21 protein-coding genes are annotated in these 15951 nt (G+C 63.6%); 11 read left to right on the top strand and 10 right to left on the bottom strand.

Features of this window, described 5'->3' with window-relative positions; genetic code table 11:
• Window positions 1-298: 298 nt before the first annotated feature.
• A complete protein-coding gene (gene trmB / locus ACERI1_RS04235; RefSeq protein ID WP_373616797.1) occupies window positions 299-1366 on the bottom strand; it encodes an HTH-type sugar sensing transcriptional regulator TrmB in 1068 nt (355 codons plus the stop codon).
• A 138-nt stretch (window positions 1367-1504) separates the two neighbouring features.
• Between trmB and ACERI1_RS04240 the strand changes: the two genes are divergently transcribed.
• Window positions 1505-2509 (top strand): mechanosensitive ion channel family protein, encoded by a 1005-nt coding sequence (locus ACERI1_RS04240; protein ID WP_373616798.1) that lies wholly within the window; start codon window positions 1505-1507, stop codon window positions 2507-2509.
• 195 nt (window positions 2510-2704) lie between these two features.
• On the top strand, window positions 2705-3148 hold the full coding sequence (locus ACERI1_RS04245; protein WP_373616799.1) for a universal stress protein: 444 nt from the start codon (window positions 2705-2707) through the stop codon (window positions 3146-3148).
• A 23-nt stretch (window positions 3149-3171) separates the two neighbouring features.
• Here ACERI1_RS04245 and ACERI1_RS04250 read toward each other — a convergent pair whose 3' ends face one another.
• On the bottom strand, window positions 3172-3582 hold the full coding sequence (locus tag ACERI1_RS04250; RefSeq protein WP_373616800.1) for a universal stress protein: 411 nt from the start codon (window positions 3580-3582) through the stop codon (window positions 3172-3174).
• Window positions 3583-3765: 183 nt separating this feature from the next.
• Here ACERI1_RS04250 and ACERI1_RS04255 point away from each other — a divergent pair, with 183 nt between their 5' ends.
• Window positions 3766-4005 (top strand): DUF5816 domain-containing protein, encoded by a 240-nt coding sequence (locus ACERI1_RS04255; protein WP_373616801.1) that lies wholly within the window; start codon window positions 3766-3768, stop codon window positions 4003-4005.
• A gap of 234 nt (window positions 4006-4239) precedes the next feature.
• The gene (locus ACERI1_RS04260) at window positions 4240-4548 is read left to right on the top strand and encodes a hypothetical protein (protein WP_373616842.1); all 309 of its coding nucleotides are present in this window, start codon (window positions 4240-4242) and stop codon (window positions 4546-4548) included.
• A gap of 27 nt (window positions 4549-4575) precedes the next feature.
• Here ACERI1_RS04260 and ACERI1_RS04265 read toward each other — a convergent pair whose 3' ends face one another.
• Window positions 4576-5787 carry an alanine--glyoxylate aminotransferase family protein gene (locus ACERI1_RS04265; RefSeq protein WP_373616803.1) on the bottom strand — a complete coding sequence of 404 codons (1212 nt, stop codon included), beginning with the start codon at window positions 5785-5787 and terminating at the stop codon, window positions 4576-4578.
• A 187-nt stretch (window positions 5788-5974) separates the two neighbouring features.
• Between ACERI1_RS04265 and ACERI1_RS04270 the strand changes: the two genes are divergently transcribed.
• The 4 genes from ACERI1_RS04270 to ACERI1_RS04285 all read left to right on the top strand — a co-directional run bounded on the left by ACERI1_RS04270 (window position 5975) and on the right by ACERI1_RS04285 (window position 8562).
• On the top strand, window positions 5975-6961 hold the full coding sequence (locus tag ACERI1_RS04270; RefSeq protein WP_373616805.1) for a metal-dependent hydrolase: 987 nt from the start codon (window positions 5975-5977) through the stop codon (window positions 6959-6961).
• Window positions 6962-7018: 57 nt separating this feature from the next.
• The gene (locus ACERI1_RS04275) at window positions 7019-7633 is read left to right on the top strand and encodes a hypothetical protein (RefSeq protein ID WP_373616807.1); all 615 of its coding nucleotides are present in this window, start codon (window positions 7019-7021) and stop codon (window positions 7631-7633) included.
• The gene (locus tag ACERI1_RS04280; protein ID WP_373616809.1) at window positions 7626-8285 is read left to right on the top strand and encodes a hypothetical protein; all 660 of its coding nucleotides are present in this window, start codon (window positions 7626-7628) and stop codon (window positions 8283-8285) included. Before ACERI1_RS04275 ends, ACERI1_RS04280 begins: the two co-directional genes overlap by 8 nt.
• Window positions 8286-8361: 76 nt before the next feature.
• Window positions 8362-8562 carry a dodecin gene (locus tag ACERI1_RS04285; RefSeq protein ID WP_008014475.1) on the top strand — a complete coding sequence of 67 codons (201 nt, stop codon included), beginning with the start codon at window positions 8362-8364 and terminating at the stop codon, window positions 8560-8562.
• Between the two features lie 155 nt (window positions 8563-8717).
• On the opposite strand, the gene ACERI1_RS04290 is transcribed toward ACERI1_RS04285, so the two are convergent.
• The 7 genes from ACERI1_RS04290 to ACERI1_RS04320 all read right to left on the bottom strand — a co-directional run bounded on the left by ACERI1_RS04290 (window position 8718) and on the right by ACERI1_RS04320 (window position 13704).
• Window positions 8718-9092, bottom strand: coding sequence for a HesB/IscA family protein (locus ACERI1_RS04290; protein ID WP_373616810.1), 375 nt, complete (start codon window positions 9090-9092; stop codon window positions 8718-8720).
• 180 nt (window positions 9093-9272) lie between these two features.
• Window positions 9273-9470: a hypothetical protein gene (locus ACERI1_RS04295; RefSeq protein ID WP_373616811.1), complete on the bottom strand. Its 198-nt coding sequence runs from the start codon at window positions 9468-9470 to the stop codon at window positions 9273-9275.
• Between the two features lie 89 nt (window positions 9471-9559).
• Entirely contained in the window at window positions 9560-10852 is a 1293-nt protein-coding gene (gene hisD, locus ACERI1_RS04300; RefSeq protein WP_373616813.1) for a histidinol dehydrogenase, read from the bottom strand.
• Window positions 10853-10895: 43 nt separating this feature from the next.
• Entirely contained in the window at window positions 10896-11117 is a 222-nt protein-coding gene (locus ACERI1_RS04305) for a hypothetical protein (protein WP_373616814.1), read from the bottom strand.
• Between the two features lie 72 nt (window positions 11118-11189).
• On the bottom strand, window positions 11190-12032 hold the full coding sequence (locus ACERI1_RS04310; protein WP_373616815.1) for an ABC transporter permease: 843 nt from the start codon (window positions 12030-12032) through the stop codon (window positions 11190-11192).
• Window positions 12029-13108: an ATP-binding cassette domain-containing protein gene (locus tag ACERI1_RS04315; RefSeq protein WP_373616816.1), complete on the bottom strand. Its 1080-nt coding sequence runs from the start codon at window positions 13106-13108 to the stop codon at window positions 12029-12031. Before ACERI1_RS04315 ends, ACERI1_RS04310 begins: the two co-directional genes overlap by 4 nt.
• A gap of 116 nt (window positions 13109-13224) precedes the next feature.
• The gene (locus tag ACERI1_RS04320) at window positions 13225-13704 is read right to left on the bottom strand and encodes a winged helix-turn-helix transcriptional regulator (protein WP_373616817.1); all 480 of its coding nucleotides are present in this window, start codon (window positions 13702-13704) and stop codon (window positions 13225-13227) included.
• A gap of 129 nt (window positions 13705-13833) precedes the next feature.
• On the opposite strand from ACERI1_RS04320, the gene ACERI1_RS04325 reads away from it, so the two are divergent.
• The 3 genes from ACERI1_RS04325 to ACERI1_RS04335 all read left to right on the top strand — a co-directional run bounded on the left by ACERI1_RS04325 (window position 13834) and on the right by ACERI1_RS04335 (window position 15607).
• Window positions 13834-13968, top strand: a complete 135-nt coding sequence (locus ACERI1_RS04325; protein ID WP_373616818.1) for a hypothetical protein — start codon at window positions 13834-13836, stop codon at window positions 13966-13968.
• Entirely contained in the window at window positions 13968-14810 is an 843-nt protein-coding gene (locus ACERI1_RS04330) for an NAD(P)H-binding protein (protein WP_373616821.1), read from the top strand. Before ACERI1_RS04325 ends, ACERI1_RS04330 begins: the two co-directional genes overlap by 1 nt.
• 164 nt (window positions 14811-14974) lie before the next feature.
• Window positions 14975-15607, top strand: a complete 633-nt coding sequence (locus tag ACERI1_RS04335; RefSeq protein ID WP_373616823.1) for a metal-dependent hydrolase — start codon at window positions 14975-14977, stop codon at window positions 15605-15607.
• Window positions 15608-15951: the final 344 nt, after the last annotated feature.

Consider the following 15951-nt stretch of genomic DNA (forward strand, 5'->3'; position numbering starts at 1 on the left):
AGGCGTACGTTCCTGCTCGACAGCGATATTGAACGTTCTAATCGCTCATTGTCACTCGGCGGTCGGCAGATGCCAGCAGACGACGGATATGTCACCGGAGAAAGGGAGTACGGGCTTCTTCTCCGACACCGGTGACGATCGAGCGCTCCCACGACTGGGTCCGTCTGATCGAGGGTGTACTATCACTGGATACCGGCGCACCAGCACGACGGATTGCGGGTGCACCAGCACGACGGATTGCGGGTGCACCAGCACGACGGATTGCGGGTGCACCAGCACTGACTGACAGGAGTCCGTATCAGGCGTCCTCGAGCGCTGGCGGCTCGTTCCGACCGATGTGGATCTCGTGGGCCTCGACGTCCTCGAGGGCAGCGACGCGGCCGCCGACGGAGACTTCCTCGCCGTCTTCGGTTTCGATCGTGAGGCTGGCGACTTCCTCGCTGACCTCGAAGCCGATATCGCGGACCTGTCCGCGGACGATCCGCTGGCCGCCGACTTCGACGTCCCGGCCGTCGATGGTCGCGTAGAACTCGCCACCCTCGTCGAGCAGATCCTTCACGCACCGGCGGATCGATGCGTATTTGCGCGGGTAGGAGCGGGCGGTGTCGTCCTCACCGAGCGTTCGATCGGCGGTCGTCCAGAGGACGGTTCCGAAGAAACTCGAGACGAGGAAGCCAAGCGCAGACCGGTTGAAGATGACGCCGTAGCGGTCCTGATCGTCTCGCAGGGCGTCCTGTGTCGCGTAGACCGAGTAGTTGCCGTCGGCGACGGCGACGACCGGCGTCGTGATCCCGCGCCGGGCGCGTGCGGTCGAGGCGATCGCGCCGTAGTCGAACGCGTCCGGGTCGGGGGCCTCACTGGCCGGCGTCACGATCAGGTCGACGCTCACGCCCGCCTCGATCGCATCGCGCAGGTCCGCCTCGAATCTGGTCAGCAGATCCGGCGTCAGCGAGAGTGCGAGCTCGAACTCCGCGTCGTCGATGACCTCCTCGAGATAGCGCAGGATCGTCGACCGCGATTTGACCAGCGAGACGGCCTCCGTGTCTCTGGCCGGTGCGGTGTAGCGGGCCTCGAGGTCGGTGATCATCTGCTCGAAGGAGGTCTGGACGTCATCGAAGGCCTCCGCAGGGTCGATCGCGACGACCTTCATGGGGCGGGACTCGCGCAGTTCGACCAGGCCGCGGTCGCTCAGGCTGCGGACGGTGTCGTACACCCGGGGCTGGGGAATCTCCGTTCGGTCGGCGATCTCGCTCGCGGTGAGCTGGCCCTGCTCTAGGACGGTGAGATAGGCGTCGATCTCGTACTCGCCGAGATTAAACCGGTCGCCAACGCGTTCGACCGTCGAGCGAAGTTCGTCTGGTGCCATGCCAGTCTCTACGACATCAATGACTAAATGATTTATTATACATCGAGTAGCACGCGTTTTCGAAATCGGGTTGTTTCAGATCGGTCGCTCGATGTGATGGTCAGAACGCTTAACCACAGCGGGCCTGAGTGTGTTGGCATGCGCGGGGTCCTTCAGGCCAACGAGAGCGCCGCCGAGAACTCGGTAGCCAGGGGTATTCAGGACCTACTCCCGAGAGCGGTCCCGCTGGACGTGATCGAGGTCGCCCTCGCACTCATCGTACTCGTCGTCGGCTGGTACCTGTCGAAACTCGTCGTCCGCCTTGCCGGTCGAACGATCGCTCAGCGGATCGAACGACCGAGCGTCACGCGAACGGTGCTTCGTGGCGTCAGAGCGGCCGTACTCCTCTGGGCCGTGACCGTCGCTGCAAGCATCATCGGCGTCGGCAACACGCAGATCCTCCTGTCGGTGACCGTCATCTCGGCCGTGATCGCCATCGTCCTCGCTCCGATCGTCGGCAGCATGATCAACGGCTTCTACGTGCTAGCCGACCGCCCTTACGAGATCGGCGACATGATCGAGGTCGTCGACGCCGGCCACCGCGGCTTCGTCGAGGACATCACGATCCGGTACACGAAGATATTCACCCTCCAGAACACCTTCATCGTCATTCCGAACTCCGAGATCCACACGCGCGACGTCATCAACTACTCCGCGGAAGACGAGCGCACTCGGGTCTCGCTCACGCTCGAGATTACCTACGACAGCGACCTCGAGACGGCGCGCCAGGCTGCCGAACGGGCCGCCCGGTCCGTCGACGACGTCATCTCTGGAGGGCCCGATATTCGGATCGGCAGCGCTCGGTACGCCGCCGCACCCAACTGTACGATCAGTGCATACGGTGATCACGGGATCGTCCTCGAGTTGTTCTTCTGGATGAAACACCCCTACAAACAGGCCATCGTCCGGTCGGCGGTCCAGACGGCGATCGGCGACCGATTCGCGGAGCTCGACGTCGAGTTCGCCTACCCACGTCGCCACCACGTCTTCGACGAGACCAGCGGCGTCGCCAGGCTGGCCGTCGACGAGTCGGGCTTCGAGCGACCGACGACCGACTCGCCCGTCGAGCCGAGCGAAAGCCCTGCGGATCCAGCGGATCGGTGACGGACTCGGCGCTGGTGAGATGGTCCGCCTGCGTCCGGCTGATACGGTCTACTGTCAGTCAGTACCGGTGCAACCGCGACCGCCCTGCGGTTGCACGGTATATCGGTACAACAAACCGTATGAGACGCTCCCAGCGACTCGTATCGTGGGTGTGATTTATACCGGGTCCGGACCAATTCGAAACCTGACCGACAGATGTACGACGATATTCTCATTCCCACGGACGGAAGCGACACGATTTCCGAGACGCTCACGCACGGGTTGTCGATCGCCGCCGACAACGACGCGACGGTGCACGCACTGTACGTCGTCGACAGCCGCATCACTGCCGCCGCCGACGACGAGACCAGTACGGACCTCGAGCGCTCGCTCCAGGACGAAGGACAGGAAGCCGTCGCCGCCGTCGAAGAGCGAGCGGCCGACGAGGGCCTCGAGACGGTCAGTGACGTCCAACACGGGACGCCGTCGAAAACGATCCTCGAGTACGCCGACGAACAAGAAATCGATCTGATCGTCATCGGGACGCGGGGGAAGAGTCCGCGCGAAAAGGTCACGTCGCTGGGCAGCGTCTCCGAGCGGGTCGTCGACAACGCCTCGATTCCCGTGTTTGTCGTTCGGAACGCGGGAGCCCACGAGTAATCGCGGCGACTCGCTGGTACCGCTCAGGCGCGTGCGCTTTCGACCGTGATGACCTCACAGTCGAGGTGGCGCCGCAGATACTGGTCGATGTCCGGGTTGTCAGTAAAGCGCTGGAAGAGTCGTCGGAGCCGACTCGCCTGTTTGGACCCGATTACGACGATATCGGCACCTTCTGCGGCGACCTCGTCGAGGATGCTTTCCTCGACGAGAAAGCCGGTCCGGACGACATACCGGGCCCGTTCGATCCGACCAAACGCCTTCTCGACGGCGTTTTTCAGATCGACCCGTGTCACTTTCTTCCCGTTCTGGTAGAGATTCACGTGCAGAACCGTCAACGCTGCATCTCGCGTCCGAGCAATCTCGATCGCCCGCTCGAGCGTTCTCCGCGAGTGCTTTGACAAGGGATATCGAACAGGAACGACGACCAGCGACATTAGCCAATCGGACGATTTCCGCGCGGGTAAACCTTTCAGTACGGACTGTCACCCTTGCGAACCTGTCACGAGTGGGTGGTACTGACACGAAGTCTGGTCGAGGTCGTAGGAGCTGGTCGCCGCGTGTCAGCACAGCCACGCCGGAAAGACAGTCATTTATCGGAAGCGACGCTATCGCCGGGCATGCAAGCCTGGTCGACCGACGACGGCGACACCGTCTACATCTCGGAGACGGAGGGCGACAAGGGATCGAAAGGGCCGTTCCTCGTCGCTTACGAGTCCAGCGATGCCGAGTGCCGCTATGGCTGGTTCTGTACGAACTGTGAGTCTCTCGATACCGCGATGGACGCGATGGGCCGGATCAAGTGCAACCAGTGTGGCAACTTCCGCAAACCGACCGAGTGGGACGCCGCCCACGAGTAACGGTCGGTACGTCGGTCTCGCGACCGTCGTTCGTGCTGCCCGCGTTTCGTCGTGGCCTCGCCGTTGGTAGATAGTCGCTCCTCATTACTAGTCGCGATTCCCTCACCTGTGACACAGATGATCGAAACTATTGCAGGTTGCTTCGAAGACGCGCAGTGAAACGGCGAATCTTTGTCACGTACTAACATTTATGAGGGATGGCCCCATAGGTGGTATCGAATGGGTCCTGTTAACATGCGACTCGTCGAGCAGGCCAGGTCGATCTTCGCAGAGTTGGGTTACACCGTCGAAGGAAACGGCCCCGAGTTTCGGGCCGAACGTGCGTGGAAAGTCGTCCACGTAAACACCGTCCTCGAGACAGGGGAACTTCCGTCCGCATCGTCGGGACAGTTCCACTGTTTCGTCGCCGAACCGGATGATGCCGACGACCTCGAGGCACGGCTCGAGCGGACGAATCCGAACTACGAGTGGGCCATTATCGTCGTCGACGGGGAAGACTATCAGGTCGAACGAGCGCCTCCAGGACCCCGAGCATCGGCATAGAAACGGCAGCGTACCGCAGTCGACTCCCTATTTTTTCAGCGCACGTCGCGTCGCAGTTACGGCTTCGCCCGGCTCGACGTCTGCTCCCATTGACTCCAGGACGTCACCCAGCGCCGTCACGACGTAAATCACGTTCTCGGGACGTGCGGAGTAGCCCATACAGCCGATCCGGAAGATGTCGCCGGCGAGATCGCCCAGGCCGCCCGCGATCTCGAGGTCGTACTGCTCGAGTAAGGCGTCACAGACCGCGCCGTCGTCGATACCGTCGGGGACGCGGACGGCGTTCAGACTCGGAAGCCAGTACTCGTCGGGGGCGTTCATCTCGAGACCCATCGCCTCGACGCCGGCTTTGAGCGCGCCGGCGAGTCGTTCGTGGCGGGCCCATCGCTGTTCGATCCCTTCCTCGGCGACGAGTCGCAGTGCCTCCCGAAGCGCGTAGACGTTCGTGATCGGCGCGGTGTGATGATAGGAGCGCTCGTCACCCCAGTAGCCCTCGAGCAGGGAGAGGTCGAGGTACCACGAGCGGGGGTCTTCCTCACGCGAGAGGACCTTGTCCATCGCCTCGTCCGAGAGGGTCAGCGGGCTCGCTCCCGGCGGACAGGAGAGACACTTCTGTGGGCCCGAGTAGGCGACGTCGATGTCCCACTCGTCGACGCGCAGTTCGACGCCGCCGAGCGAGGTGACGGTATCGGCGATGACCAGCGCGTCGTGGTCGTGGGCTGCAGCCGTCAGGTCGGAAACGTTGGGCTGGAGGACGCCCGTACTCGTCTCGGCGTGGACGAACCCGAAGATATCGGGGTCGTGTTCTGCCAATGCGTCCGCGACGACGTCGGGCTCGAGGGGTTCGCCCCACGGCGCGTCGACTTCGACGACCTCGCCGCCGGCTCGCTGGGCCATCGTGGCCATCCGGCCACCGAAGTAGCCGTTGGTCGGGACGAGCATCGTATCACCGGGTTCGACGACGTTGCCGATCGCGGCTTCCATTGCAGCCGAGCCGGTCCCCGAGACGGGGATCGTCCACTGGTTGTCCGTCCGGAAGGTATAGCGCAACAGTTCCTGGACCTCGTTCATCATCTCGATGAACGAGGGATCGAGATGGCCCACGAGCGGCGTGCTCATCGCCCGCAGCACGCGCGGGTTGACGTCGCTCGGGCCGGGCCCCATCAGGGTTCGATCCGGTGGGGTGAGTTCGCCAACGGATGGCGCGCGATCCACGTCGGTCGACGGTTGCTGAGCCATGGGCGTGTGCTCGCGTGCCACTTGCAAAGACCTACCGGCAGCGGCGAACGACAGCCGCCCGTTTGCCACCGTTGGCTGGATATACGGCTCCATCGAGCGCCCCGATCGTCGTCCACAGACTGCGTGTGGTGTCTGTTGGCACGGCTACGAGTCGCTTAAGCCGACCCGCCACATACCCGATATATCCATGTTCGTCGGGCACGGCTTACTCGCGTTCGCCGTCGCGGCGCTGGTCGCGGATTGGCGAGGATGGGATCGCCGACCGGCCCTGCTTGTCGGCGCCGTCGCAGGTGTGTTCGCCGCGATCCCGGACATCGACGTCGCGTACGCGCTCGTCGGCCTGCTCGAGTGGCAGGCTCTCGGCGGTGAACTCGGAGCGCCGGCGGCCTTTTGGGGTGCGAGCCGGGCCGTCCACCGGTCGGTCACCCACTCGCTGGTGGTCGGGGCGGTCGCCGCGCCGGCGTTCGGGCTGCTCGCCGTCCGCGGGCGCTCGGCACGCTCGCGCGCCGGCCACATCGCCGGACTCGCAGTCCTCGTGGCCCTCGTCGCGGTTGCGCTCCTCTGGGATAGTCCCCTCGCTGCGTTCGTGATGGTGCTGTTCGCAGCCAGTGGCGTCCTCGTTTCCCGTGGAGTCGCGCGGCGCTCGACACTGGCGCCGACGACGGTGACTCTCGCCGCGCTCTGGGGCCTTTGGTCGCACCCATGGGGCGATCTGGTTACCGGGGCACCCCCCGACTGGCTGTTCCCGCTCGGCCCGCCGGGCCTCGAGTCACGCGTCGTCCTCCACTCGGATCCGACGCTGCACCTGCTCGGTGCGTTCGCGATCGAACTCGCCACGATCGCGTTCGCGATCGCGGTTGTGTATCGGGTCACCGATCGATCGGTCCTCGCGGGCGTCGACCGCCGGGCTGCCGTCGGCGCTGTCTACGGCGTCGCCGCACTCGCCGTGACGCCGCCGACGCTCGAGGTCTCCTACCATTTCGTCTTCTCGATCCTGGGCGTCGGCCTCCTCTGTGGCGTCGTCCAGGAGTCGTACTGGCGTCCCTTCGGCGCGCGCAACCGGTGGCGTCCGTCCGTGGACGCGGTCTTCGAGACCGGGCTCACGACGGTGGCAGCCGTGGCCGTTGCGTTGGCCGCATATGCGACCGTCTACCTGCTCGTCGTGCCGTCGTGATGGCCACCGCGTGACGACTACGCTTTTGTGTTGTGAGAACGGTCAGTACGACCACGCGTGTCTCAGACATCACTCGAAGAACTGATCGCCGACGGTCGGACCAACGCGGCCTTCTCGTGGCTCCTGGTCGTCGCGATCGCGCTCATCGGTCTCGGTGAACTCGTGACCGGTGGCCTCCTCTGGACGACGTTTGCGATGGTCCTCGTTGCCCTCGCACTACTGCCGCCGCTGACCCTTCGGTCGTGGGTGGCTATGATTCCATGGGAGGTGCTTTTGCTCGCGGCGCTGCCGGTCCTCGGACTCGCGCTTGGCTCGGAGCGACTGACCGGACACGTCGCCTCGTATCTCTCGGTCGCGGCAATCGCGCTCGTCTTCGCCGTCGAACTGCAGACGTTTACGACCGTGCGGATGACCTCGAGTTTCGCAGTCATCTTCGTCGCCGTCACGACGATGGCCGCTGCTGCCCTGTGGGCGCTCTTTCGATGGAGCGCTGCCGGCCTCCTCGCTGTCCCGTTTCCCACCGACCACGACGCCGTGATGTGGGAGTTCGTGTATTCCACGATCTCCGGGCTCGGCGCCGGTATCGTCTTCGAACTGTACTTCCGACGGCTCGGTCGCCACGAACACTGTCGGCCTGACGAGCTGTCCATCGCGGAGGGCGACAATGCGTAACCTCTCTCGGTTGCTGCCGTCTCGAGAGCGCCAGCGCCAACTTACCTACGTCATGGAACTCGGGCTCGTCGGCATGCTGTTCGTCGGCATCGACCGAGGAAACGCCGGCATCGTGATCAATACCGGCGTGGCGCTGGCCGTGACACAACTCCCGCCGATCCTCGAGCGTGACTACGAGATCCCGATGGACCCGCGGCTGACGCTGTGGATCACCACCGCTGTCTTTCTCCATGCCTTTGGCACCGTCGGCTTACCGGGTGCAACGCGGACCCTCTACAGTCAAGTCTGGTGGTGGGACCACATGACCCACGCGCTGTCGGCGTCACTGGTCGCCGGCGTTGGCTATGCCACCGTCCGCGCGCTCCACGAGCACGCCGACGGGATTCACTTCCCCCGTCGGTTCGTCGCCGTCTTCATCCTGCTTTTCGTCCTCGCCTTCGGCGTCCTCTGGGAGGTTCTCGAGTTCGCTATCGCACTGTCTGCCGACGCGTTCGGCGTCGACGCCGTGCTCACCCAGTACGGCCTCGACGACACGATGCTGGATTTCGTATTCAACTCGATCGGCGGGCTGGTCGTCGCCCTGTGGGGCGGTGCCTACCTCGCGGACGTCTCCGGTGCGATCCGCGAGCGCCTCGAGGCACGAACCGAGTAGGCGACGCCACGAGCGCCCTCACGACCCTGAAATGACGATCAGTTTTACGTCAGGTTGTGACGTAGTGCCAAGGGCGATGGTCTTCAAAAAAATCACGCTCATCGGAACCAGTCCCGAGAGCTTCGACGCAGCAGCCGACGACGCGATCGACCGTGCAGAAGAGACCCTCCAGAACGTCCACTGGATCGAAGTCGACGAACTCGGCGTCGAAATCGCAAGCGCCGACGACCGGGAGTACCAGGCCGAAGTCACCGTTGCCTTCGAACTCGAGGAGTAACCTGCCGACCGTCGAGCCGACGGCGAGACTCGATCGGTTGCTACCCGCTCACACTCCGTTTTCACACAGTCCGTCCGACGAGAGCCGAGAATACAGCGTCGCGCGTTCGCGCGGATGGTGTCGCCGAGGGCGCTCGAAGCCGAGCGTAAACGCGGTTACGTCCGGAACGACTCGCCACAGCCACACTCGCTGACGACGTTGGGATTATCAACGTGGAATCCTTCGGCTTGCAGCCCGCTCTCGTAGTCGAGGACGCTGCCCTCGATGTATTTCAGGCTCGCCGGATCGACGAAGACGCGCAGGTCGTGGTGTTCGTAGATCGTATCGTCCTCGTCGGGTGCGTCGTCGAAGCGCATCCCGTAGGAGAGACCGGCACAGCCTCCCTGCTGGACGAACAGCCGGAGGCCGGCCTCCGAAACGTCGAGGTCCTCTCCCTCGAGCAGCGAGAGGGCCTGCTCGGCCGCGTCTTCGGTCACTTCGATCTTCGGACGCGTGTCAGCCTCCCCGCCGTCCATACTGTCCGTGCTCATACCAACCCATTCCGGCGCAACGATGTTAACTGTGACGCCCTCCGAAGACTGTGTGACTAGCCAAATTCGGTTACAGCGCTGTTTGCGACCGCGTTCGATCCTCGTTCCTACCGGCCCAACTCACGCTGATCGCGGGGCCGTCGGACGATGGGCGTGCAGTGACACACGGCGGCTCGAGCGCTACCGGCACAGCCGGTATCTGGCACCGAACTGCCGTCGATCGTTTCGCGACAGTTCGATCTCGTGTTCTGCCAGCAACTCGAGCATTCGTTCGAGCTCACAGTCGTACCACATCGAGAGGAGCCGCACGTTCCGCTGGGCATAATCGTAGTTGCGCTCGAGGACGCGCCGGTCCGTTGGATCGACACGCGGTTCCATCTCATCGCCTACTCCGTGGTCCAGCTACGTAAAACCGATATGCGGTTCCGTAACCTGTTTCCAGCCGGTCAATCACGGATTACCGCCCGTTAGCAGTCTGTCTCGTCGTCCAGCCGGAGTCGGACGCTCGCGGCGTGGGCCTCGAGCCCTTCCGCGTCGGCGAGCGTCGTGATCGTCTCGCCCAGTTCGGCCAGGCCCTCGCTGGAGAGTCGCTGGACCGTCGTCGACCGGAGGAACGTCTCGACCGAGAGGCCGCCGGTCACGCGCGCTCCGCCGTCGGTCGGCAGGACGTGGTTGGTGCCACTGGCGTAGTCGCCCGCGGCGACGGGCGTGTTCGGCCCGAGGAAGACGCTGCCCGCGCTATCGATCCGTTCCAGGAGCGACTCGTCGTCGTCGGCCATGATCGAGAGGTGTTCGGGGGCGTATGCCTCCGTAAAGAGGATCGCCTCGCTCATCGAGCGCGCGTGGAGGACCCCACTCGCGTCGTTTGCGAGCGCCTCGCGGATGATCTCTGCGCGGTCGCGGTCGTCGACCTGTTCCTCGACGGCTGCAGCCACGGCGTCGGCGGTCGTCTCGTCGTCCGTGACTGCCACGACCGAGGCGTTCGGATCGTGTTCGGCCTGGGCGACGAGTTCCGCGGCGACGAACGCCGGGTCCGCGCTTTCGTCTGCCACCACGACGACTTCGCTCGGTCCTGCGAGGAAGTCGATCTCGGCGTCGCCGCGAACCTCGGCTTTGGCCGCGGTCACCCACTTGTTGCCGGGGCCGACGATCTTCTGGACGCTCGTGATCGTCTCCGTTCCGTAGGCCAGCCCCGCGACCGCCTGTGCGCCGCCGACGCTGTAGACCGCGTCCGCACCCGCGATGTGAATCGCCGCCAGCGTCACCGGGTTCAGTTCGTCGGCCGGCGGCGTCACCACCGACACGTGATCGACGCCAGCGACGACTGCCGGCACGATCCCCATGATCGCACTCGAGGGGTAGGCCGCCGATCCGCCGGGCACGTAGACGCCGACGCGCTCGAGCGGGCGGAACCGCCGCCCGAGCGTCCGTCCCTCGCCGAACTCTCGTTGCCAGTCCTCCGGAAGCTGGGCGGTGTGGAACTCACGAACGTTCGCGACGGCCGTCTCGATCGCGTCGCGGATCTCGTCGTCGACCTCGTCGGCGGCCCGCTCGCACTCGTCGGTGATGTCTAGGTTACCGACTTCGACGCCGTCGAACTCGCTCGTGAACTCGCGGACGGCGACGTCGCCCTCGGTGCGGACCCGGTCGACGATGTCGCGGACGTCTCCCCTGACCGCCTCGATGCCGGCGTCGCGCTCGAAGAAGGCTGCGCGGTCGTCCGGCCCGAGATCGGAAATCGCCTGCACGTCGATTGTCATGCCCCGGACTTGGCGCGGCGGTCGAAAAACGGTTTCCTTCCGCTCATGTCTCCCCGCGTTCGATCGACCAGAGGCCCACGAAGTCGAGGGTTGCCCTGACGAACAGATAGACGAGCAGCCCGAAGCCGACGATCGCCAGCGGTGCCTGAATGAGATCCGCGAGTGCCACCTCGAGGACGATCCGGCTCAGTCCACGGATGACGAAACTCGCGATCACGAGCGCAAATCCGATGAGCGAGAGTTTGACGAATCCCGACTGGTCCATAGCGAGCCGTACGACTGGGCTCGCTAAATGGTATCGGTTGGTCCCACATCGATGGCGCTGCTCGTCGGGACGTTACCGAACGTCGGCGCTGGCAGCGCGGCTGATCGCGCAAATTGCTACCGAACCGAAAGCGAGCGCGAGGCAGACGAGGACGGCCAGCGCCGGTACAAGCGTATCCCACATACCTCCAAAGCGGCTGACTTCGATCACCGTCATCGTGTCTTCGCCAAGCATCACCGCGCGGGTGGCGTCGACGCCGTACGTGATCGGATTGAACGTCGCAACCGTCTGAATCCACGCCGGCAGCGCCGGCAGTGGGAGGAACGCACTCGAGACGAACAGCAAAGGAAGTTGGAGCAGGTTCGCCCCGATGATCGTCGACTCCTCGTCGCGGGTCACCACCGCAAGCACGTTCGAAAACGCCGTGAACCAGACCGAAAACAGGACGCAGATGCCCGCAATCGCGACGGCCCCGACCAGACCAGTCGCGATTTCGGCACCCAGCATCACGCCCAAGCCGAGCACGATCGTCACCTGCGCGATGATACGGACGATCTCGGCCAGCGTCTTGCCCACGAAGACGGCAATTCGGTTCATCGGACTCACCAACGTCTTCTCGAACATGCCGTTCTCGATGTCGTTGACCAGCCCAATCCCCGACGTCGCCGCTGCTACCAGCGCGACCTGGATCACGATCGCCGGCACGAGATACGTCTCGTAAGTGACCCCCTCGAGCGCACTCGTCGCGACGCCGCCGAACACCTGCGTGAACAACACGAGGAAGATTATCGGCTGGACGAGCGAGACGACGAGCACGAACGGGTTTCGGATCGACTTGATCGTCCACCGGATGAACGTGGTCCATACGTCGCTTGCGAAGCTCCCGCCGTGGCGGTCGCCGGTCTGCACACTCATCGGCTCACCCCGTCGGCGTCTGCAGCAGCCCCCGTTTCGCCGTCGTCTGTCACCGTCGTTTCTCTCGCGTCACCGCCGTTACTGACCGCCTCGGTTCGCACATCGCCGTCGTCGGTCGCGGTCGCTTCGGTTCGCTCTCCAGTCACCGCGAGGAACACGTCGTCGAGCGTCGGTGCGCGAACGTCGAATCCGACCACGCCGATATCGGCGTCCCGCAGCGCGACTAACAGATCCGTTCCGCGCGTTCGCGCGTCGCGTGCGGTCACCGCCAGCCCCGACTCGGTCGGCTCGATCGTCACCCCTTCTGCGAACAGCGATTCGTTGCGGGCGACTGCCACCGCGCGCTCGCGTTCGGCGGGATCCGCCAGTTCGACGGCGAGAATTTCGCCGCCGACACGTCGTTTCAGCGATTCGGGCGTCCCCTCCGCGACGACCGCACCGTTCTGAATGACTGACAGCCGATCACACAACTGGTCGGCCTCCTCGAGATACTGGGTCGTCAGGAAAACGGTCGTCCCCTCGTCGTTGATCCGCTGGAAGTACTCCCAGAGTCGATTTCGCGCTGCCGGATCGAGTCCGGTCGTCGGCTCGTCGAGAAACACCAGCGGCGGTTGATGGACCAGTGCGGTCGCCGCGTCCAGGCGCTTTTTCATCCCGCCTGAGAAGTCGTCGGCGACCTTGTTCGCGACGTCGGTTAGCTCGACGAGTTCGAGCAACTCGTCGATCCGATCGGCCCGCTTCGATCGCGACACGCCGTATGCATCACACGCAAATCGGAGGTTCTCTCGAGCCGTCAGCTCCGGATCGATGCTCGTCTCCTGTGCCATGTACCCGACCGTCGCGCGCACGCTCCGGGGTTCTGCGACGGTGTCGAATTCGTTGACCGTCACCGAGCCATCGGTCGGCCACAACAGCGTTACCAACGTCTTGATCAGCGTCGTCTTCCCTGCGCCGTTCGGTCCAAGGAAGCCGAAAAACTCCCCCGTTTCCACGAGGAGATCGACACCGCGAACCGCTTCGGTTCCGTCCGCGTACGTCACCACCACGTCGCGGGCCTCGATAGCGTAGTCAGTCACAGTCGTCCTAGGGCAACCATGGGGATATACCTGTGAGTTCGAAATCACTTCGCTACTTCGATACTCGAACTATTGGCCCTCTAGCCCTCACGATCCGATTCAACCGCGACACGTAGTCAGTCTTCGACCGGCTCGAGGTCGTATTCGATAGCCCACGCGTGGAGGTGTCCGAACGCCGGGAACACCGCGCGGCCCTTCTCTGTCGGTTCGTACTCGACTCGCGGCGGCACCTCGTCGTAGGATTCACGTCGAAGCAGGCCGGCTGCAACCAGCTCTTTGAGCCGTTCCGAGAGCGTGTTCGCCGGCACTTCGAGCCGCTCCTCGAGATCCGAGAAGCGAAGCGGTTCGTCGGCGAACGCGAACGCCGAGAGAATCGCCATCGCGTGGGCTTTCCCGAAGAGCTCCAACAACTGCGCGACGGTGTGTTCGACCTGCTCGCGCTCGTCGGGCTCGAGTCGATCGCGGAGCGCGCTCGCTGTTTTCCGCGTCCGCCCGGCGTTCAGTCCCGGACCCGTCTCGATGTCGTTCGGCGGCGAACCACCGGCACGGGTGTCGCCGTCGTTTGATTTTCTCTCGTCGCTTTCGTCTCCGTCCATATCGAGTCCTTGTCGGCCTATGACCGAATACTTCGTGTTTCGAATTATCGGGTAAAATGTGCTCCCGGTACCAATACTTCGACACTTCGAAGTTGCATGTTTATAGTTTGATTCGCCGAAGTAACGGATATGCCGCTCGCGATTTTCGGGTTCCTGGCTCGAACCGACCGCCCGTTCTGTCGCAAGTACTTAGACACAAACTTCCGCTCGTTTACCGCACACGCACGCGAACCCGTGAAATCGCCGCTCGCCGGTGACAAGTGATGAACCATGTTCTCGTCACGGGGGCGACCGGTACCGTCGGCCACCACGTTGTCGATGGCATCCGCGACACGTCGACCGTCTCCGTCACTGCTGCGAGCCGTGAGCCTGCCCAGGCTCGTGACCGGCTTCGCTGTGCGACCGTCGCGTTCGATTTCACTGATCCGACGACCTACCGCCACGCATTTGCTGGTGTCGACACGCTATTTCTCGTGCGACCGCCGGCGTTATCTCGAGTTCGTCGGGACGTGGTTCCTGCCTTGGCTGCCGCCGTCGGTGCCGGTGTCGAACACGTCGTCTTCCTCTCTGTCATCGGTGCTGATCGAAACCCGCTCGTTCCCCACGCCCGTATCGAGTCGTGGCTCGCCGAGACCGGACTCGAAACGACCTTTCTGCGCGCTTCCTTTTTTATGCAGAACCTATCAACGACCCACCGCGAGGAGATTCGTGAGGGGCGGCTAGCCGTACCCGCCGGTGACGGGAAGACGAGTTTCGTCGACGCGCGTGATGTCGCTGCCGTCGCCGTTCGAGCGGTTCAGGCAGGCTTGACCGGCGCGTACGACCTCACAGGACCGGAAGCCGTCGATTACGAAACGGTGTGCCATCTCCTTTCGTTGGTTCTGGACCACGACGTCGAATACACCGCCCCGTCGATCTTCCGGTTTCTCGCCTCGCAGTATCGTCGCGATCGAGACCTTGCGAAAATCGGAGTGATGGCTGCGATCTATACCACCGCTCGACTCGGACTGGCTGACCGCGTGACGGATGACGTTCGGTCCGTTCTCGACCGGCCACCGACCGATCTTCTGACGTTCATCCGTGATACCCGATCGGTTTGGACGTAGTCGGCTCGCTTCTTCTTCCGGTGTACGCGATCCATAATACATACTTACCACTCTACCGTGTCGCCGACTAAGACGCCGGCTACCGCAACCTGCAAGCCCGAACTGCTCCTTTTGACAATAAAAAGCGCTGCATAACTATTCGTCACCCACCGCACCACCATCCTATGTGGCCGTGGGAACACGCGATCGTCGCCTATCTCGCCTACTCGCTGTGCTGTCACGTTGGCTTCCGCGAGTCGCCGACCGGGCTCGAGGCGTTCGCAGTTGTGTTCGCGTCAGTCCTTCCGGATCTGATCGACAAGCCACTCGCCTGGGAGCTGGGCGTGTTCGACAGCGGCTACGCTGTCGGTCACTCGATCTTTTTTGCGGTGCCGCTGGCGATTTTCGTCGGAACCATCTCACACGCAGCCGCACGCCCGAGAACCGGACTCGCATTCGGGCTCGGGTACCTCTCACATCCTCCCGCCGACATTGTCGACTCCGTCTTCCGGCAAGGCGTCCTCCAGGTCGAACTCATGCTCTGGCCGATCGCATCGGTCGACGGCCGACCACCTGGGCCGGGCGTCATCGAGGGATTCCTCTACTTCTTCAACCGCTACTGGAACGCCGTGCTCGCCGGCGACCTGTCGACGTATCTGTTGCTCCAGTTCGGGCTCGCTGGCGTGGTGCTGGTCGTGTGGCTCGCCGACGGCGCGCCGGTCCTCCGTGAGACACTCTCTGGTGGGCTTCGCGTCGCTCGAGCGTTTCTCAGCCACGTCACCGGCTCCTCGCGTTCGAATCAGCCCGATCGCCGATAGCTCTCGTTCACCGTCGTAGTTCGACTCGCACTGCTCGAGTCGTCACATCTTGTGACTGTCCAACGTCGTGCAGTGATCGCTCGAGACGACGACCTTATATATACACCCGGCACTCGGTATGAATGCGAACGACGTGGCGCATGCCGCCACGTTCCCTCCGGCCGTTTCCCGGCACGGAGGTAGGATTGCACCCCCATCCATGAGATATCGCCGATTCACGTCGGCAGTCGTCCCATGTGCTTGATTCACCGGCTGTGTCACGATCGGAAACCGATCGTGACGATCCGGTGTCCTTATATGTGACAGGGCGTTCAGTTGTGATCGCACACACCCTCGCCGGCTGC

The organism is Natrinema sp. HArc-T2 (assembly GCF_041821085.1).
Lineage (GTDB): Archaea > Halobacteriota > Halobacteria > Halobacteriales > Natrialbaceae > Natrinema.